Annotated in this window: 18 protein-coding genes; 10 read left to right on the forward strand and 8 right to left on the reverse strand. The window is 68.6% G+C overall.

Going from position 1 to position 18,496, the window contains the following annotated elements; translation table 11 throughout:
* The first annotated feature begins 87 nt into the window (after positions 1 to 87).
* The gene (locus tag ACPTTF_RS29265; protein WP_423369232.1) at positions 88 to 585 is read left to right on the forward strand and encodes a GNAT family N-acetyltransferase; all 498 of its coding nucleotides are present in this window, start codon (positions 88 to 90) and stop codon (positions 583 to 585) included.
* Between the two features lie 74 nt (positions 586 to 659).
* Here ACPTTF_RS29265 and cml read toward each other — a convergent pair whose 3' ends face one another.
* Positions 660 to 1,892 carry a CmlA/FloR family chloramphenicol efflux MFS transporter gene (gene cml, locus ACPTTF_RS29270; protein ID WP_423369233.1) on the reverse strand — a complete coding sequence of 411 codons (1,233 nt, stop codon included), beginning with the start codon at positions 1,890 to 1,892 and terminating at the stop codon, positions 660 to 662.
* 717 nt (positions 1,893 to 2,609) lie between these two features.
* Between cml and ACPTTF_RS29275 the strand changes: the two genes are divergently transcribed.
* Positions 2,610 to 3,191 (forward strand): histone acetyltransferase, encoded by a 582-nt coding sequence (locus ACPTTF_RS29275; RefSeq protein WP_423369234.1) that lies wholly within the window; start codon positions 2,610 to 2,612, stop codon positions 3,189 to 3,191.
* A 24-nt stretch (positions 3,192 to 3,215) separates the two neighbouring features.
* Here the strand turns inward: ACPTTF_RS29275 and ACPTTF_RS29280 are convergent, their stop codons facing one another.
* Positions 3,216 to 4,208: a hypothetical protein gene (locus ACPTTF_RS29280; protein WP_423369235.1), complete on the reverse strand. Its 993-nt coding sequence runs from the start codon at positions 4,206 to 4,208 to the stop codon at positions 3,216 to 3,218.
* Between ACPTTF_RS29280 and ACPTTF_RS29285 the strand changes: the two genes are divergently transcribed.
* Positions 4,201 to 4,773, forward strand: coding sequence for an NADPH-dependent FMN reductase (locus tag ACPTTF_RS29285; protein ID WP_423369236.1), 573 nt, complete (start codon positions 4,201 to 4,203; stop codon positions 4,771 to 4,773). The two genes, ACPTTF_RS29280 and ACPTTF_RS29285, sit on opposite strands and share 8 nt — an antisense overlap.
* A 79-nt stretch (positions 4,774 to 4,852) precedes the next feature.
* On the opposite strand, the gene ACPTTF_RS29290 is transcribed toward ACPTTF_RS29285, so the two are convergent.
* Positions 4,853 to 5,164: a DUF4148 domain-containing protein gene (locus tag ACPTTF_RS29290; protein ID WP_423369237.1), complete on the reverse strand. Its 312-nt coding sequence runs from the start codon at positions 5,162 to 5,164 to the stop codon at positions 4,853 to 4,855.
* Positions 5,165 to 5,404: 240 nt separating this feature from the next.
* Between ACPTTF_RS29290 and ACPTTF_RS29295 the strand changes: the two genes are divergently transcribed.
* Positions 5,405 to 5,908, forward strand: coding sequence for a DM13 domain-containing protein (locus ACPTTF_RS29295; protein ID WP_423369238.1), 504 nt, complete (start codon positions 5,405 to 5,407; stop codon positions 5,906 to 5,908).
* Positions 5,909 to 5,942: 34 nt separating this feature from the next.
* Here ACPTTF_RS29295 and ACPTTF_RS29300 read toward each other — a convergent pair whose 3' ends face one another.
* Genes ACPTTF_RS29300 through ACPTTF_RS29315 form a run of 4 tightly spaced genes read right to left on the reverse strand, consistent with a single transcriptional unit; the run spans position 5,943 to position 11,048 of the window.
* Positions 5,943 to 6,566, reverse strand: coding sequence for a DUF2894 domain-containing protein (locus tag ACPTTF_RS29300; protein ID WP_423369239.1), 624 nt, complete (start codon positions 6,564 to 6,566; stop codon positions 5,943 to 5,945).
* Complete coding sequence (locus tag ACPTTF_RS29305; RefSeq protein ID WP_423369240.1) at positions 6,563 to 7,207, reverse strand: OmpA family protein; 645 nt, start codon at positions 7,205 to 7,207, stop codon at positions 6,563 to 6,565. The genes ACPTTF_RS29300 and ACPTTF_RS29305 overlap by 4 nt, the downstream gene beginning before the upstream one ends.
* Before the next feature lie 3 nt (positions 7,208 to 7,210).
* Complete coding sequence (locus ACPTTF_RS29310) at positions 7,211 to 10,258, reverse strand: DUF802 domain-containing protein (protein ID WP_423369241.1); 3,048 nt, start codon at positions 10,256 to 10,258, stop codon at positions 7,211 to 7,213.
* Between the two features lie 10 nt (positions 10,259 to 10,268).
* On the reverse strand, positions 10,269 to 11,048 hold the full coding sequence (locus tag ACPTTF_RS29315; protein ID WP_423369242.1) for a DUF3348 domain-containing protein: 780 nt from the start codon (positions 11,046 to 11,048) through the stop codon (positions 10,269 to 10,271).
* Positions 11,049 to 11,565: 517 nt separating this feature from the next.
* On the opposite strand from ACPTTF_RS29315, the gene ACPTTF_RS29320 reads away from it, so the two are divergent.
* On the forward strand, positions 11,566 to 12,777 hold the full coding sequence (locus ACPTTF_RS29320; RefSeq protein WP_423369243.1) for a DUF1444 family protein: 1,212 nt from the start codon (positions 11,566 to 11,568) through the stop codon (positions 12,775 to 12,777).
* 88 nt (positions 12,778 to 12,865) lie between these two features.
* Here the strand turns inward: ACPTTF_RS29320 and ACPTTF_RS29325 are convergent, their stop codons facing one another.
* The gene (locus ACPTTF_RS29325; RefSeq protein WP_423369244.1) at positions 12,866 to 13,504 is read right to left on the reverse strand and encodes a LysE family translocator; all 639 of its coding nucleotides are present in this window, start codon (positions 13,502 to 13,504) and stop codon (positions 12,866 to 12,868) included.
* A 151-nt stretch (positions 13,505 to 13,655) separates the two neighbouring features.
* Between ACPTTF_RS29325 and ACPTTF_RS29330 the strand changes: the two genes are divergently transcribed.
* From ACPTTF_RS29330 to ACPTTF_RS29350, 5 genes are all read left to right on the forward strand, one after another.
* Positions 13,656 to 14,120, forward strand: a complete 465-nt coding sequence (locus ACPTTF_RS29330; protein WP_423369245.1) for a GNAT family N-acetyltransferase — start codon at positions 13,656 to 13,658, stop codon at positions 14,118 to 14,120.
* Between the two features lie 48 nt (positions 14,121 to 14,168).
* Positions 14,169 to 14,747: a hypothetical protein gene (locus tag ACPTTF_RS29335; protein WP_423369246.1), complete on the forward strand. Its 579-nt coding sequence runs from the start codon at positions 14,169 to 14,171 to the stop codon at positions 14,745 to 14,747.
* Between the two features lie 216 nt (positions 14,748 to 14,963).
* The gene (locus ACPTTF_RS29340) at positions 14,964 to 16,343 is read left to right on the forward strand and encodes an FAD-containing oxidoreductase (RefSeq protein WP_423369247.1); all 1,380 of its coding nucleotides are present in this window, start codon (positions 14,964 to 14,966) and stop codon (positions 16,341 to 16,343) included.
* Between the two features lie 102 nt (positions 16,344 to 16,445).
* Complete coding sequence (locus ACPTTF_RS29345) at positions 16,446 to 17,348, forward strand: LysR family transcriptional regulator (protein WP_423369248.1); 903 nt, start codon at positions 16,446 to 16,448, stop codon at positions 17,346 to 17,348.
* A 123-nt stretch (positions 17,349 to 17,471) separates the two neighbouring features.
* Positions 17,472 to 18,461 (forward strand): zinc-dependent alcohol dehydrogenase family protein, encoded by a 990-nt coding sequence (locus ACPTTF_RS29350; RefSeq protein ID WP_423369249.1) that lies wholly within the window; start codon positions 17,472 to 17,474, stop codon positions 18,459 to 18,461.
* Positions 18,462 to 18,496 lie beyond the last annotated feature (35 nt).

Genomic DNA, 18,496 nt, shown 5'->3' on the forward strand with positions numbered 1-18,496 from the left:
GCATCCGGATTCGCGTTCGCACATCGACGTTGTGCCGGTTCCGGCGCACAATGCGCGCTCCCTGGCGAACGGTGCAACAGGCGAACGATGAACGTCACCACGGTGCGGCTGGCTACGATCCACGATGCGGCAATGGCCGCACGCATCCTGACGGATGCCGTTGTGTTCAAGACGGCGCACGACGACCCGGCATGGGGACACGGCGCACGCACCGAACAGGATGTCCGACCGATGCTCGACGACGGCAGCCTGCACATCGTCGAGCAGGACGGCATTGCGGCCGCGATGTTCGCGCTGATGTGGGAAGACGAGGAGTACTGGGGGCCGCAGGCGAGCGTCGCCGGTTATCTGCACCGGCTCTCGGTGCGGGACGGCTTCCACGGCCACGGGCTCGGCCGCCATGCGATCGACTGGTGTGCGGATCAGGTACGCGCGCAACAGCGCACGCTTCTGCGACTCGATTGCGATCCGCGCAACGCGAAGCTGTGTGCGTACTACGAAGCACTCGGCTTCGAACGCGTCGCGCTTCGCCCGCTGCCCAGCGGTTACATCGCTTCGCTCTACGAGCGCGCGGTGGCCGGTTGACGGCACCGGCCGCGCGCCCATGACTTCACCGGAACGCCGCGCCACCCGAAACCGCCGCGTGTCGCCGCGCGTGCTCAGTCGAACGGGACGCCGCGAGCACGCCCGTCACGCTCACGGCCGGTCGTGCGCGTCAGCTCCTTGATCGCGACGAAGCTCGCGAGGCCCATGCCGAAGCAGCAAGCTGCCAGCGGCCACGCGGTAGCGCCGTCGAACACCAGCGTCGCAAGCGTGCCCACGCCGGTGACGATCACGCTCTGCACCGCGTAGTAGAGCGCCACCGCCTTGCCGGCGGCATCGCCGAAATCGCGCAGCGCACCGTTCGCCGCCACCGATGACATCAGCACGATGCCGACCGCAACCAGCCACATCGGCATCACGAACGTCGCGAACGACGGCTTCGTCAGGACCGTGCCGAGCGCCAGCGCGATCGCGCCAGCCATCATCGCGAGCGCGCCTCGTGCCACGCAGCCTGCCTCGCCCCACTTCGACACGAATCTCCCGGCGAAGCGCGAGACGACGACCATGACGATCGCGACGGTCGCAAAGGCCACGCTGAATGACACGCGCGAGTAACCGGCCACGCCGACCAGCACGCGCGGCGCAGTCGAGAAGAACACGAAGAACGCGCCCATCGCGGCGGCAAACGCGAGCGTGTGAACCCGGAACGGCCGGCTGCCGAGAATCGATGCGACGGACGGCCCCTGCCGGTTTGCCGTCCGCGGCCGCGTTTCATGCCAGCGCGGCCACGCGCGAGCGCATGCCAGCAGCCCCAGCAGGCCGAGCATCGCGAAGATCGCGCGCCATCCACAGGCCATCGCGACGGCTGCGCCCAGCAGCGGCCCCAGCGCCGGCACGAACGCCAGCATCGCGCCGAACTGGCTGTAGATGATGCGGCCTTCGGGGCGATCGGCGTAGACATCGCGAACGGTCGCGAACGTGGCAACGAGCGCCGCCGACGCGCCCAGCCCCTGCAGCACGCGCAGCGCGACGAACAGGCCGCCGCCGGTGGTGATCGCAAGCGCCAGGGAAGCCGCCGCAAAACACAGCGCGCCGCCCAGCACCACCGGCCGTCTGCCGACGCGATCGGACAACGGGCCGAAAATCATCTGGCCCAGGCCGAGGACGACCATATAGACGCTCAGCGTCAACTGGACGACGGCCGGCGACGTGCCGAGCGCGGACGGCATGTCCGGGATCACCGGCAGGTACACGTCCATCGCCAGCGAAGCGAGGAGATCGAAAGGCGCCATCAGCAGGAGCGCCGACGGCAACGAATGGGCCCACACGGGCATGGATTGTTCAGGCATGACAAGGCATCCGCTCAGAAAGGGAAATCTGGCGGCGATCTGCCTGGTCAGCGATGGACAACGGGAGATCGCCGCAACGACCGGTTGACGAAGGTCGTTGCGGCTCAGCGATCCGTGGACGGGCCAGCTCCCATGGAGGAATCCTTGTGTGGCGCGTAGTGCGTTTTGCGTAGACCGTGCAGTGTAGTCGGTTCGTCAGGCCGGCACCAGCCGCGTGCGCACGGCCCGGCGGCGACTGTCCAGCCGGCCAACCGCTCGGGCGGCGGCACGCCCTCGTGCGGCCAATTGTCGCGAAACGATGCGATTCTCCGCTTTTCGTCGCTTTTCTCCGTCGGTCCGATTGCCCACCCGGATCGCCTCGCGTATGGTGCGGGCCGTCCGCGTGCAATACGGCGCCCGACTGGTGCGCCGTCGCCCGGACCTTCGACCGTCGTCCCGCACGACGGCCGCGCGGGCCGTGCCCGCCGCTCACCGTCTCCGCGATGCCGCCCTTCGGCACCGCGCATTCATGAGGAGAGAGACGTGATCCACAAAGTCCTGATCCTGTTCGCACTCTGCATCGCGGGCCTCGCCGCGATCGCCGCCGGTTTCCAGCACATCCCCAGCTGATTCGCGGCCCCGGCTCGCTTCGCCGAGCCCGGGGGCCGCACCCATTCCTCTCCCCCCCTTTTGCGATGAACCACTTTCTCGATGCGCCCGAGACGGGCGCCTTTTGCCATGCGTATCGACGTACAGCATTCCCAGCACGACATCGACGATGAACTCGACACGCTCTACGCGCGCCTGCACCAACCGGGCCACCGCCTGCACGGCCTGCCGGCCGTCGCGCTCGGCCGCTCCGGCCTGATCGTCCGCCACCGCGAGGCGGACGGCGAATACTTCCTGTACGTCGAAGATCCGGCCGCGCGCCAGCTCGCCGGCTATACGGTGTTCAACCGCCTGCCTGAAATCCCGCGTCGCGCCGACCGCTACCTGCGCGCGCCGCATACGCGGCTGCGCGGAACCGCGCAGCGTAAAGGCCTCGCGACGACGCTGTATCGATGGGGGCTCGACGCGGGCCTGTGCCTGATCAGCGGCGCGCGCCAGTCGGCCGGCGCCGCACGGTTGTGGACGGCGCTCGCGCAGGATTACCGGCACGGCTTCGTCGATATCGAGGGCCGTGCGCTGCGTTATCTCGGCGAAGCGGTTGCCGACGACGTGCACGGCGCGCTGCATACACGGCGGCTGTTACTCGGCAACGGGTGGGACATCGGGGAATTCGCATGCGCGGCCGGAATCGCCGACGCGCCCTGCATGTGAGCGTTCGCGCCGGACAGGGCCGCGCTAGATCGCGATACCCGTTCGCTCGCTGAACGCCGCACGCAATACGTGCTCGTCCATCATCTCCATCCGGGCGAGTTCGGCAAGCACCGACGGAAGCAGCCACTCGACGTTCGGATCGATCGCCCTCATCTGCGCGACCAGCGCGGCCGTGAACGCCGCATCCTCGTGCGCACCCGATTCGCCGGCCTGACGCCGCTGCCGGTACAACACGCCGACCCAATAGCCGATTCGCTCAGGCACGATCCAGCCGGCATACATGCGCGGGAACTCGGCCCTGCGCAGCGCATCGCGCACGACGTCTTCCGGATCACGCATCGCGCGCGAAAAACACATCTGCTCGCTCTGCGCGAGCAACGCCGACGTCGCATTGTCGAACGCGGCATAGGTCTCGCTGCAGATATCCGTGTCGGGATCGAAACGATAACCGACGTGGACGGTCACACGCTCGCCCGGCATCGCGAACGTACGGTTCGGCGGGCACAGCGCGTGGCGCTCGGCGAGCGTCAGGAACGCGCCGGTCGCATGCGAATACTCGCGTTCGCGCTGGCGGTTGCGTGATGGATCGATGACCCGGACGACCAGCGTCGCGGCGCCGGGACGTTCGTATGCGGTCAGATAGCGCTCGGCCGGAATCGCGGCCGCTACCGTTGGCGGCAAGTCGGCATGGCCGATTCGTTTGCGCAATGGCATCGGCTTCAACACCGCGAGCCGTTCACCGGCAGCGCGATGGCCCGAGATCCGGCCACGCGCCTGTACCCGATCGCAGCACTCCGCGCTGCAACGGTCGTTCCGGAACATCGGTTCATGCCAGCCCCCTGTTGTGTCATTCCGTTTCCACGCATCGGCCCGGTCACGCATGCAGAATCGGTTTCGGCGATTGTAGCGCCCGGGCTCGCGCACCACGCTGCCCGAACACCGATGCGATAATCCGTGCGACCCGCGCGACGCCCGCCGCTGCGGAACACGCCAACCCGGACTCGCATCGATGACCACCGACTCCCGAACCCACGCCGAGCGCCGCATCGAAGTCGTCGCGCTATGCGGCAGCCTGCGTGCGCAGTCGTATAACGCGGCGCTGCTGGATGCAGCGGCACGCGTCGCGCCGCCCGGGATGCACATCACGCGCTTCGATCGCCTCGGCGAATTTCCGCTGTTCAATCCCGACGCAGAATATCCGTCGCCCGCCTCGGTGCGCGACTTGATCGATCGACTGAACGCCGCCGACGGCGTGCTGATCGCAAGCCCGGAATACGCGCACGGCGTGACCGGCGTGATGAAGAACGCGCTGGACTGGGTCGTGGGATGTGAAGCCTTCGTGTACAAGCCGGTCGCGGTGCTGAATGCGTCGCCGCGCGCGACGCATGCGGACGCGGCGCTGCGGGAGACGCTGTCGGTGATGTCGGCGCGCATCGTCGAGCACGCGTCGATCACGCTGCCGGTGCTCGGCAGCCAGCTCGATGCGGCGGGCATCGCCGCGCATCCGCCATTCGCTGCGGCGCTGGCCGACGCGTTGCACGCGCTCCGCGCGGAAATTGCCGAAGGCACGCCGACACGCTGACGTTGCGTATCCTTAAATCCATCGCAGTCCGGATTAAATGGACGTTGCGCCCGTCGACAGGCGCAACGTCCGGCCTGGATCATCGTCCGCGATAGATCGGCCTGTCGGCCGCCATCGGACCCGATTCGCTCGCGGCCGGTGCTGCCGTTCCGTATCCGCTGGTATCGGCCGTCGACGTGCCGGTCGAACCGACCTTCTTCAGCGCTTCCGCCAGCCGTGCCGGATAGTACGGGTCTTCGCCGGTCTGGCGGTAGCCGGCCGCACGCAACGCGGCCAGTTCGGCCTTTACCTCCGCGCGCGTCACGGTGGACTGCGGCGCGGCCCACGCGGAAACGGAAACGGAAGCGGTCGCGGCAACCGTCGCGAGAACATACAGTGCAAGCTTGTTCATCTGATCTCTCCTGAGCATCGACGACGTTGTCGACGGAGAGTGAGTCGAGCGGTGCGCGCAAAGATGACACGCGCCGACGAAAAAAACCGGGTGTCGTGTCGCGATGCTGCTGTCACGCAGCAGCCGGCAGGAACGGCGTGCTCAACGAAAAAGTCGATCCACCTGTCAGATTCCGCCGGCTCGCGCGACTACCGGCATGTGGCCCTGCGCCGCCCACCGTTTTCGTTCAAAGGGTCCGACATGAAAACCAGAATCTGGATACTGATCGCATCGCATCTCGCGACGGGCCTCGCGGCGTTTGCCGCGGGCATCTACGTGCTGCCGATCCTCACGGCATCGGAAGGCGCAAGCGCCGTCGAACTGCAAGTGGCCGCGGAAAACGCACGCCATACCGGCCGCTTCGAACGCAATCTGCCGGGCAGCGACGCGCTGCACTGGGCGGACGGCAAACTGACCGTGACCGATTCGTCGATCGCGTTCGAGGGCGACATCGCACCGGGCCCCGACTACAAGCTCTATCTCGCGCCGGCCTTCGTCGATACGCGCGCGTCGTTCCTCGCAATCAAGGCGCGCGCCGTGCGCGTGGGCGACCTGAAGACATTCGGCAATTTCGTCGTGCCGCTTCCCGACGACGTGAATCCCGCGCAATACACGTCGATCGTGATCTGGTGCGAACGCTTCTCGAAATTCATCAGCGCGGCCCGCTATCAAAGCGCACCGGCGTCGGGCCTGACGTCGATGTGACCGGCCCCCGGCCGCGACGGTGCGTGCTCGCGCGTTACCGGCTCTTGCTGCGTGCGCCCTTCTTCACCGTCTTCGCGCGCGGCACTTCCTTCTCGGGCTGCGCGCCGCCGCCGGCGAGATCCTCGAGCCACGCGAGCGCATCGACGTACGACAGGAACTGCTGCAGATATTCCGGCGACAACTCGCGCATCGTCGCGAGCGACCGGTGCACGAGACTGTTCGAATTGAGCGGCCCCGCGTTGCGCGGCACCTGGTCGAGCGACTGGCGGTACTGCTGTTCGGTGCGGACCTTCGACCACATCGTGCGGAAATAATCGACGAGCGCGGGATCGAGCCCGCGCCGGTCGGCTTGCGCATCGCGGCCGAGTCGTTCGACGAGCACCGCCAGCGACGGACCGCGTACGGCCGCATCTTCGGCGGCTTGCGCGGTGCCGCACGCGGCGGCCTTCGCTTCGTCAGCCCGCGCGACGACCGCCGCGAAGCCTTCGATCAGCGTGGCGAGCCGCGCGTCGAGCAGCCCGCGCGCATCGCCTTCGAGCGCGGCCGCACGCCGTTCGAGCGCGTCGATCCGGAGAAAGCGCACGGGATCGAGCCGGTCGGCGCCCTGCTCGCGCCATGCGTCGAGCGTCGCGCGAACGTGCGTCGCGTCGTCCGTCACTTCGCGCTCCCGCCGTTCGATGCCGACTTGCGCGGCACCGGCGCGATCTCCACGCGGCGGTTCTTCGCGCGGCCTTCATCGTCGGCATTCGAGCTGACCGGCTGTTCGGAGCCGAACGCAGCCGCGAACACCGACGACGCCGGCACGCCGGCATCGATCAGCGAGCGCGTGACCGTCAACGCGCGCTTGGCCGACAGCTCCCAGTTGTCCGCGAACTGGCGGTTGCCGGCATGCACCTGCTGGTCGTCGGCGAAGCCGCTGATCATCAGGATCTCGTCGCGCGTCTTCAGGTAGGCGGCGAGCGGCGTGGCCAGCGACTTCAGCAGGTCGCGGCCCGCAGGCTGCAACTGGTCGGAGTTCAGCGCGAACAACACGTTGCCGCTGATGCCGATGCGCCCGTTCACGAGCGTCACGCGGCCGGCCGCGAGCGGCCCGGCGAGCGCCTGCTCGAGCGACTTGCGCTGCTGCGCTTCCTGCTGGCGTGCGCGCACGGCTTCCTCGAGCTTCGACGTGAGCTGAAGCTGCATGCCGATCACGCCGACGAGGATCAGCACGAATGCGCCGAGCAGCACCGACATCAGGTCGGCGAACGCGGGCCACACCGGCGCCGATTCCGCGCCGCCGTCGATTTCGTCGTGCATGCGTTACGCTCCGACGGACGCCCGCCGGCCGGCGAGCTGCTGCAGGTCTTCGACGATCTGCTTCTGCGACATCATGCTCAGGTCGATCACCTCGCGCGCCTGCGCGACGTAGTACTCCAGTTGCTCGTCGCTGCGTGCGAGCGATTTCTCGAGCGCGGCCTCGATACGCTGCAGATGGGTCAGCAGCTTGTCGTTCGACTCGCCGAACACCTGCACGGCCATCCCGAACGCGTCGCCGAGGCTCGCCACTTCGACCGCGCCAGCCGTGACTTGCGCGGCCACCGAGTCGAGCTTGCGCGTTTCGGCATCGACGGTGTCGTTGAAGCGCGCGCCGACGCGGTCGAGCAGGTCGGCCGACGTGCTGACGAGCGCGTCGATCGCGGTGCGCTGTTCGGTCGACGCGTGATTGACCGCACCGAGCAGCGTTTCGAGCGTCGCGAGCAGGCGGCTGCGTTCCTCGAGCATCGCGGTGTCGTGCACCAGGCTGTCGGACAGGCGCTGGCGCAACTCGGCGACGACGTCGGCCGCGGCCTTCGGCGCCTCCGACGCAGCCTGCACGAGGCGCGCGATCTCGTTGATCGTGTCGCTCGCATGCACCTGCGCCTGCGCGGTGATGTCGTTCGCGGTGCGGGCCAGCGTGTCGCAGATGTCCTGCTGGCGCGTCGCCGCCTGCGCGCTCGTTTGCGCCCATTCGTCGCGCAGCGCGGCCGCCATCGCGGCGAGCGAGTCGTTCCACGCGGTGAGGCGTTCTTCATCGCGCGCGGCCAGTTGCGTCTGCAGGCCCGTGTGCGAATCGCGAATCGTCGACAGCAGATCGGTCGAGCGTTGTTCGAAGGTCGAAGCCTGCGTGGTCAGATCGCGCGTCGTTTGCGCCAGTGCGTCGCAGATTTCTTGCTGACGGCCTGCGCTGTGCACGCCTGCGCGTTGCCATTCGTCGCCGAGCTTCGCGGCCATCGCGGCGAGCGAGTCGTTCCACGCGGTGAGTCGTTCTTCGTCGCGTGCAGCCAGTTGCGTCTGCAGGCCCGTGTGCGAATCGCGGATCGTCGACAGCAGATCGGTCGAGCGTTGTTCGAACGTCGAAGCCTGCGTGGTCAGGTCGCGCGTCGTTTGTGCCAGTGCGTCGCAGATTTCCTGCTGACGGCCTGCGCTGTGCACGCCTGCGCGCTGCCATTCGTCTCCGAGTTTCGTGGCCATTGCTGCCAGCGAGTCGTTCCACGCGGTGAGTCGTTCTTCGTCGCGTGCCGCCAGTTGCGTCTGCAGGCCCGTGTGCGAATCGCGGATCGTCGACAGCAGATCGGTCGAGCGTTGTTCGAAGGTCGAAGCCTGCGTGGTCAGATCGCGCGTCGTTTGTGCCAGTGCGTCGCAGATTTCCTGCTGACGGCCTGCGCTGTGCACGCCCGCGCGCTGCCATTCGTCGCCGAGTTTCGTGGCCATTGCTGCCAGCGAGTCGTTCCACGCGGTGAGGCGTTCTTCGTCGCGCGCCGCCAGTTGCGTCTGCAGGCCCGTGTGCGAATCGCGAATCGTCGACAGCAGGTCGTTCGAGCGGTGTTCGAACGTCGAAGCCTGCGTGGTCAGGTCGCGCGTCGTTTGTGCCAGTGCGTCGCAGATTTCCTGCTGACGGCCCGCGCTGTGCACGCCCGCGCGCTGCCATTCGTCGCCGAGCTTCGTGGCCATCGCGGCGAGCGAGTCGTTCCACGCGGTGAGGCGCTGTTCGTCACGCGCCGCCAGGTCGGTCTGCAGCCCCGCGTGCGACTCGCGCATCGCGGCAAGCGTCGCGCCCGAATGGCGTTCGAACGTCGCGGCGGCTTCGCCCAGCGCACGTGCGTGCTGGCTCGCAAGCGTCTCGCCAACGTGCTCCTGGCGCGACAGCGCATCGCGCCACGCATCCGACAGGCGGCTTTCGGTCGATTCGAGGCGCGTCGCAACACCGTCGAGCAAGTCCGTCGAACGCTGCGCGAAGGTCTCGGTGAACTGGCCGAGCGTCGTCTGCAACTGCTGCGCGACGGCATCGCCCGCGCGGCGCTGTTCGTCGAGCGCGCGGTTCCAGACGGCCGTCACGTTGCCGGTGGTCTTCTCGAAGCCGTCCGTCAGCCCGTCGAGCTGGCGCTGCACGGCGCCCGTCACGGTGTCGCGCAGCGCGGCCATCTCCTGCGCGAGCCCCGTCATCGTCGCGGCGACGACCGGCTGCAGCGCGGCGCCGGCCACGCGCGCGCTTTCGGCGGCGCTTTCCTTCAGCGCGTCGCCGACATTCGACGCGAGGCCCGCATACGCGCGCTCGGTCCGATCGAAAAACGCTTGCTGGCTTTCGATCTGGCGATCGTGCAGCGCGACGCTGCGCGCCTCGAGCGTCGTCATCATCGTCTGCAGGCGGTCGACCAGCGCCGGCATTACGTCGGCCTGGCGCTGCAGCAATCGGAACGATTCGTCGCGCTGGTGCGCGGACGAATGCACGCGCAACGTCGTCGCGATCTTCGCGTCGAGCTGCTGGGCCGCGTCGATCCGCTCGCGGCGCACGAGCGCCGACAGCAGCCCGAGCATCGCGGACGTCGCGACGCCGGCAATCGACGTGCCGAACGCGAACCCGAGGCCCTTCACCGGCGCGATCAGCGACGCGCGGATCGCGTCGAGATCGGTCGCGCTTTCGAGCGCGGCGCCCGTGCCCTTCAGCGTGACGACCATCCCGAGCAGCGTGCCGAGCATGCCGAGCAGCACGAGCAGGCCGACGAGGTAAGGCGTGAGCGACGGGCCCGGCAGCGCGACGCGCGCGCCTTCGACCCGCGCACGCACGGCGCCGCGCAGGCCCGGATGCAGCGTGTCGAGCCACGTGTCGAGCTTCGCGGGCGGTTCGGCCAGGCCGGCGACCGCGCGCGACAGCGTGGCGGTGGCCTGCCGGTAGCGCAGCAGTTCCCATGCGCCGGCGACGTAGCACGCGGCGATCAGCAGCGTGACGGCCGACGCCAGCGGGTTCGACGCGACATAGCCGACGCCGATCCAGCACACAGCGAGCAGACCGGCGACGAAGACAACGAGATCAAGGCGAATTCTGGACATATCGTGTTGATTAGCAGGTGCGAAGGGCCGCGAGCAGCCCGTCTACCGTTTGAAACCGGACTTCGAGTTCGGCAAGCAGGATGCTTTGCATCTCGTCGCGAAACGTATCGAGCCATGCACCGGGCACGATCGCCGCGACGGCCGTGCCGTCGGCGACCGCCGCGCTGTTATCAGCCGGATCGGCTGCGGCTGCGGCTGCGGCTGCGGATTCGGCATCGGCCAGCGCCTGCCGTTCCGCGTCGCGCAGCCGCCCGAAACGCGTGCCGAGCAGCGCGGGCACGGCCGACAGCAGGCTGCGCTCACGCGCGCCGAGCACGCGCTCCATGATCGTGTCGAGCGTCGCGAGCCGCGCCATCCCGGACGAGCACGCGGCGAGCGCGACCCGCAGGCGACCGCGCAACTGGCCGATCGCCGTTTCCATGTCCTGCTGCAGGGACAGATAACGCTGGCGGAAGTCCGCGAAATCGGCCGTGTCGGCGGCCGGCGGCGGCGGATCGCCGGGCCGGCGCCGCGCACGCGGCCGGTTGGTGGCCATGATCGCCTGCGCGAGGTCGTGGCGCACGCGCGCGCAGTCGCGCTCCGCGTCGTAGCCGCGCACACCGGCCGCGACGCCGGGCGGGCTCGCGTTCAGCGCGGACGACAGCGTGATCGCGTCGGTCCAGCCGAGCCACTGGCTCAGCCGGTCGGACAGCGTCTGCCGGGATTCCGCGACGTCGGCATCGGCCAGGCGCGCGAGCAGCCGGACGAGCGTCGGACCGCTCAGCGCCGGGCGCGGAGGTGCTTGCACCATGCTGCAAACCGTCAAAAAAGGCAGCAGTTTACACGTCGCCGGGAGGTCGACCGCCAGAATCGGGGAAGCGGCGCCGTCCGGTGCGGCGTGCGACACACGCGAACGCCCGCCACGCAAGGCTTGGCGGGCTGCTGAGGGGGGTGCTGCTGCGGTTCTGCCGCGCCGTTGCCGTTGCCGTTGCCGTTGCCGTTGCCGTTGCCGTTGCCGTTGCCGTTGCCGTTGCCGTTGCCCTTGCCCTTGCCCTTGCCCTTGCCCTTGCCCTTGCCCTTGCCCTTGCCCTTGCCCTTGCCCTTGCCCTTGCCCTTGCCCTTGCCCTCGCCCTCGCCCTCGCCCTCGCCCTCGCCCTAGCTCGCAGCCTCGTCGCCCACCGGTTGCGAATACCGCCGACGATGCCTGCCGCGTTGCGCTACCATCGCAGCACCCGTCGAGCCACGCGTGCCGGCTGCGGGCTGTGCCCCCGAGACCGGGTGCCACCGACCCACAACGACAACAAACGGGCCCGGCCCGACCGCACACGATGCTTGCCAACCTCGTCACCCGCCTGCGCGACCGTTTCGGCAAACCGCCGACCCCGCAGGCCTTCGCCGAACGCCTGATCGCCACGCTGCGCGCATCGGGCGACACGCGCACCTGGCGCCATGTGGACGAGAAAGGCTGCCTCGTCCAGTCGGATGCCCCGTCGAACATCATCAACCTGCACAACCTGTTCCGCGACTACGCGGCCGCGAAGCCGTCCGAGCGCGACACCGTGCTGAAACGGCAGGCGAACGCGATGATGGCGCACGAGACCCCGACGGATTTCACCGCCGCGCGCGCGAAGCTGCGGCCCGTGATCCGCAGCGCGACCGAGCGCGGCGTGACCGAGCTGCAACTGGCCGGGCAACCCGGCGTAATAGAACTGGCGTTCCGGCCGCTGTGCGAGAACATCGAGATCGGCATCGCGTACGACGGCGAGTTCAACATCGCGCGCCTGTCGACCTCAACGCTCGACAAATGGGGCATCTCGTTCGACGACGCGTGCGAGATCGCGATCGACAACCTGCGGGCCGCATCGTCGACGCCGTGGGCCGCGCTGCCGAACGGGGTGTTCCTGTCGCAATTCGACGATTCCTACGACGCGGCGCGGCTGCTGCTGACCGACCTGCTCCACCGGCAGCCGATCGCCGGCGCGCCGGTCGTGATGGCACCGAACCGCGCGGTGCTGCTGCTCACCGGCGACCGCAATCCGGCCGGGCTCGCAGCCATGGTCGACCTCGCCGAACAGGCGCAGGCGCAGCCGCGCCCGCTGCCGCCGCTGATGCTGCGCTGGGATGGCACCGCCTGGCGGCGTTTCGTGCCGGAAGGGCTCGAATCGAAGCTGTACGCGCTGCGCATCGGCGAGCTCGCGGGCGACTACCAGGATCAGCAGACGCTGCTCAACGACCTGCATGAACGCGACGGCACCGACGTTTTCGTGGCGACCTACTCGGTGTACAAGCGCCAGGACGGCAGCCTGTTCAGCGTCGGCGTATGGAGCGACGGCGTGCCGACCCTGCTGCCGGAGACGGATATCGTCGCGCTCCATCGCGAGTCGACCGGACAGTCGGCCTACGTGCCGATGGCCGAGCTGCTGCACACGTGCGGCGATCTGATGACGGCCACCGGGCATCGCCCGGTGCGTTATGAAGTGAAGGGTTTCCCCGACGACACGCGGTTCGCGGCGCTGCTGGAGCGGTTCGGCGAAGCCTGATGCCGATGCGCGGCTCGCGCGGCGCGCGCCGGCAGCCAGCCACGGGAATGGCCGGCCGCCGTGGGATGCAGATCAGGAATGGACGCGCTCAGATCCCCGCTTTCGGCGCGTTCAGGATCAGCCGCAGCCCGAGCAGCGTGATCGCGCCGGCCGCGACGCGGTCGATCCACTTCTTCGCGCGCAGGTAGAGCTCGCGCGGCCGGCGCGTGGAAAAGCACAGCGCGACGATCGTGTACCAGCCGAACTCGACGCCGAACACGAGCGGCGGCAGCGCCAGATAGCACCACAGCGGCGGATGCTGCGGGAGCAGCGCCGCGAAGATGCTGCCGTACCAGATCGCCGTCTTGGGGTTGCTGAGCTGGGTCGTGAGGCCCGTCCAGAACGACTTGCGCGCACTGCCGCCGGCCAGCGCCTCCGGATCGTCCATCGCGATCGGCCGGTCGGCGCCGCGCCAAATCTTCGACGCCATGTAGATCAGGTACGCCCCGCCCGCCACCTTGAGGCCCACATACAGCCATTCGACGGCCTGCAGCAGCGTATAGAGCCCGGCCAGCGCGACGCCGCCGAACACGATGCCGCCGATGCCCATGCCGAGCGCGGTGGCCAGCCCGTCGCGGCGCGACAGCCCGATCGAATTGCGGGCAACCAGCACGAAGCTCGGGCCCGGAATCATCGCGCCGAGAAACAGCGCAGCCAGGATGGCGAGTACGGCAGCCGATGCAGTCATCGAAATCTCCTTGGTGAGCGACGCCGAATCGCCGACGCCTGCGTGTCGCTTCCGACGGTCGAGCCGCTGATTCTGGCACGCTTTGCGCATGGCCGAAAGCCGCGTTGCGCTGCTATGCTGGCCCTCTTTCCCGCCATTCGTGCCGCCCACCATGATCGAGATCCGCGCCGCCCGCTATCCCGACGACGCCCGCGTCGTCGAGGCGATCTTCCGCGAGTACATCGCGAGCCCGACCGTCAGCCTCGCATTCCAGGACTACGAGCCCGAGATCGCCGCGCTGCCCGGCAAGTACGCGGCGCCGCGCGGGCGGCTGCTGCTCGCGTGGCACGGCGAGCGCGCGGTGGGCTGCGCGGCGTTTCGCGAGATCGACGGCACGACGTGCGAGATGAAGCGCGTCTATGTGCGCCCCGAAGCGCGCGGGCTGAACGTCGGCCGCCAGCTCGTCGAACGGCTGCTGCTCGACGCGAAGGCGGCCGGCTATGCGCGCATGTGTCTCGACGTGCTGCCCGAGTTCGTGGCCGCAAGGAAACTGTATGCGTCGCTCGGCTTCACGCCCGCGCCGCCGGTCACGTTCAATCCGGTGCCGGGCACCGAATTTCTCGGGCGGGACTTGTAGCCCTGCGCGATCGGCACACCCCTCCTTCTTTTAACCGGACACCCCGTCATGCGCGCTATTTACCTGCCCATCATGCTCGTCCCGCTGCTCGCCGCGCTATCGCTCGATGCCCGCGCCGGCGACCTGCCGAAGTCGATCGCCGCGCAGTTGCCGCCCGGCTACCAGCCGCTGCTCGCGCATGCCGGGCCGGATCTCGACAACGGACGGCACAGCTTCCTCGTCGTCGTGCATCGGGCGGTCGATACGCGCGAGCAGCCGTCGCCGCGCCCGCTGCTGATCTTCGAGGAGCAGGCCGACCACGCATTCCGGCTCGCCGCGCGCAACGACCAGGTCGTGCTGCGCGCGAACGAGGGCGGCCAGTGCGATCCGTTCGATCCCGAAGATGCCGCCGACAACGGCTTCGCGGTGAAAGGCCGCTATTTCACCGTGCAGAACTTCGTCGCGTGCGGACAGCACTGGAGCGACTACGTGACATTCCGCTACGACCCGCACACGCGCGGCTGGGTATTTTCGAACCAGATCGTCACCGAATCGTTTCCGCTCGACGACCAGCCCGACCACGTCACCGTCACGCGCGCCGACGCGCACCGGCCGGTGTCGTTCGATCAGTGGAAGCGCAAGGACTGACGCGACCGGGGCAACGCGTCGCGAGCGCTTGTATCGCACGCCGGCCGGCGCTGGCACGGCGGGACTCCGTCGCGTCCCGCGCCGCCCGCCCCGCCAGCGCTCGCGAGCGCACGCCAACAGGGCTACCATAAGCGCTCGCCGTCGCGCGACCGTGCGCCGGCATCGCACGCGGCTCGCCCGCCCCGTTCCCTCGCTGCACCCGCACAGGAGGACGTCATGACGCAACACTTCGACGCGATCGTCATCGGCACCGGGCAAGCCGGGCCGCCACTCGCCGCGCGGCTGTCGGCCGCCGGGATGAAGGTCGCGATCATCGAACGCGGCCGCTTCGGCGGCACCTGCGTGAACACCGGCTGCATTCCGACCAAGACGCTGATCGCGAGCGCGTACGCCGCGCACCTCGCGCGGCGGGCCGCCGAATACGGCGTGTCGGTCGGCGGCCCCGTCACCGTCGACATGAAAGCCGTGAAGGCGCGCAAGGACCAGATCTCCGGCCGCTCGAACCACGGCGTCGAGCAATGGGTGCGCGGGCTCGCGAACACCACCGTGTTCCAGGGTCACGCCCGCTTCGAGCGCGCCGATGCGGTGCGCGTGGGCGACGCACTGCTCGAAGCGGAACGCATCTTCATCAACGTCGGCGGGCGCGCACAGGTGCCCGCGATGCCGGGCCTCGACACGGTGTCGTACCTGACCAACTCGACGATGATGGACGTCGACTTCCTGCCCGAGCATCTCGTGATCGTCGGCGGCAGCTATGTCGGGCTCGAATTCGGCCAGATGTATCGCCGCTTCGGGTCGCAGGTCACGATCATCGAGAAGGGCTCGCGCCTGATCCGCCGCGAGGACGAGGACGTGTCGCAAGCCGTGCACGAGATCCTCGCAAACGAAGGGATCGACGTGCAGCTCGATGCGACCTGCCTGAGCGCACGGCGCGACGGCACCGGCATCGCGGTCGGCCTCGATTGCGCCGGCGGCGGCCGCGAGGTCGCGGGCTCGCACCTGCTGCTCGCGGTCGGACGCGTGCCGAACACCGACGATCTCGGGCTCGATCGTGCGGGCGTCGCGACCGACGCGCGCGGCTATATCGAGGTCGACGAGCAGTTGCGCACGAACGTGCCCGGCATCTGGGCGCTCGGCGACTGCAACGGGCGCGGCGCGTTCACGCATACCGCGTACAACGACTTCGAGATCGTCGCGGCCAACCTGCTCGACAACGATCCGCGCAAGGTGTCCGACCGCATCACGGCGTACGCGATGTATATCGATCCGCCGCTCGGCCGCGTCGGCATGACGCTCGCGGAAGCGAAGCAGACGGGCCGCCGGCTGCTTGTCGGCACGCGCCCGATGACGCGCGTCGGCCGCGCGGTGGAAAAAGGCGAGAGCCAGGGTTTCATGAAGGTGATCGTCGACGCGGACAGCCATGCGATCCTCGGCGCGTCGATCCTCGGCGTGACGGGTGACGAAGTCGTGCACGGGATGCTCGACGTGATGGCCGCGGGCGCGCCGTACACGACGATCAGCCGCGCGATGCACATCCACCCGACCGTGTCTGAGCTCGTGCCGACGCTGCTTCAGGATCTGCATCCGGTCGAATGACGCGCGGCCCGACGGGCGGCCGCGCGCGGGTGTCGCAGCAGTGTCACTGCGGTGCCGGGCGGTATGCGAAGATGGCCGCTCGCCACGACACCCGGGAGCGCCATGGACCGCCTGCAAGCGATGCAGATCTACGTACAGATCGTCGAACGCGGCAACTTCACGCAGGCGGCCGACGCGCTGCAGCTGCATCGGCCGGCCGTGACGAAAGCCGTGCAGCAGCTCGAACAGGAACTCGGCGTGCGGCTGCTGAACCGCAGCACGCGCCGCGTCAGCGTGACCGCCGAAGGCGAGGCGTTCCATGCGCGCTGCGTGCAGTTGCTCGGCAGCATCGATGACGCGTTCGCGTCGTTCCCGAAACAGCGCGCGATGCCGAAAGGCCGGTTGCGCGTCGACATCGCGCTCGCGCTGGCGAAGACGGTCGTGATTCCGGCGCTGCCCGATTTCCAGCAGCGCTATCCGCAGATCGAGCTCGTGCTCGGCGCGAGTGACCAGCCGGTCGACCTGATCAGCGAAGGCATCGACTGCGTCGTGCGGGTCGGCACACTGAAGGATTCGAGCATGGTCGCGCGCACGGTCGGCGCGGTGCCGATGGTCACGTGCGCGTCGCCCGCCTATCTCTCCCGCCACGGTTTGCCGCGTACGCTCGACGACCTGCGAGCGCATCGCGCCGTCAACTTCTTTACCGGCAGCAATCGCCGCGTGCTCGAATGGACGTTCCGCCCGCACGGCGAAACGGTCGCGGTAAAGCTCGCGAGCAGCCTGCTCACGGACAACTCGGAAGCGCTGCTGTCCTGCGGGCTGGCCGGCCTCGGCATCGTGCACGCGTTGCGGCCCGCGTTGCAGCCGAGCATCGACTCGGGCCTGCTGATCGAACTGCTGCCCGGCGTGCCTGCCGTGCCGAAGCCGGTGTCGGTGCTGTACCCGAACCGCGCGCATCTGCCCGACAAGGTGCGCGCCTTCATCGACTGGCTGACCGAGCTGTTTGCGCGGCGTTATCCCGCATAGAACAGGTGCGCGTCGATTGTTATTCTTCGAATAACAATCAATGATCCGCCCATGCGTTTATCCGGCACGGGTACCCGCCTACAGTGCTCCTTCATCGACACCCGTTCATTGAAGGAGCCATCCATGTCCCGCATCGTTCGTTTCCACCGTATCGGCGGCCCTGAAGTCCTGCAGATCGACGACGTCGACGTGCCCGCGACGGGCCCCGATGAAATCCAGCTGCGCGTGAAGGCGATCGGCCTCAATCGCGCGGAAGTCATGTACCGCAGCGGCGAATACACGTTCATGCCGCGCCTTCCCGCGGCGCTCGGCTACGAGGCAGCGGGCATCGTCGCGGCGGCCGGCCGCAACGTGACGGCGTTCGCCGAAGGCGATGCGGTGAGCGTCGTGCCGGCGTTCTCGTTCGCCGACTACGGGATGTACGGCGAGCTCGTCAACGTGCCCGCGCATGCGGTGGTCAGGCATCCGGACAGCCTCTCCTTCGAGGAAGCAGCCGCGACGTGGATGATGTTCGTCACGGCCTGGGGCGCGCTGATCGAACTCGGCGGGCTGCGGCGCGGCGACGCGGTGCTGATCGGCGCCGCGTCGAGCAGCGTCGGACAAGCGGCGATCCAGGTCGCGAACTACGCCGGCGCGGTGCCGATCGCGCTGACGCGCAGCGAATCGAAGCGCCAGGCGCTGTTCGACACGGGCGCGAAGCACGTGATCGTCGGCAGCCCCGCCGACCTGCCGCAGCGCGTGGCGGACATCACCGGCGGCACCGGTGCGCGCCTAGTATTCGATCCGGTCGGCGGCCCGGACGCGGCGAACCTGCTGCGCGCGCTGGCCACGAACGGCACGTTCTTCCAGTACGGGGCGCTCGACACGCGCGACATCCCGGTGCCCGTGATGGACCTGCTCGCACGCCACCTGACGCTGCGCGGCTACGAGCTGTTCGAGATCACCGGCGACGCGCAGCGGCTCGAGCGCGCGAAGCGCTTCATCGTCGACGGGCTCGCGGCCGGCGCACTGAAGCCGCTGATCGATCGCACGTTCGCGTTCGACGACATCGTGCAAGCGCATCGATACATGGAAGCCGGTGCGCAGGTCGGAAAGATCGTCGTCACGGTCTGAAGGGTGTCATGCGGGCGGTGGGTGGGCCCGTTGCA

Origin of the sequence: Burkholderia crassaminum (assembly GCF_964265005.1) — a bacterium.
GTDB lineage: Bacteria > Pseudomonadota > Gammaproteobacteria > Burkholderiales > Burkholderiaceae > Burkholderia.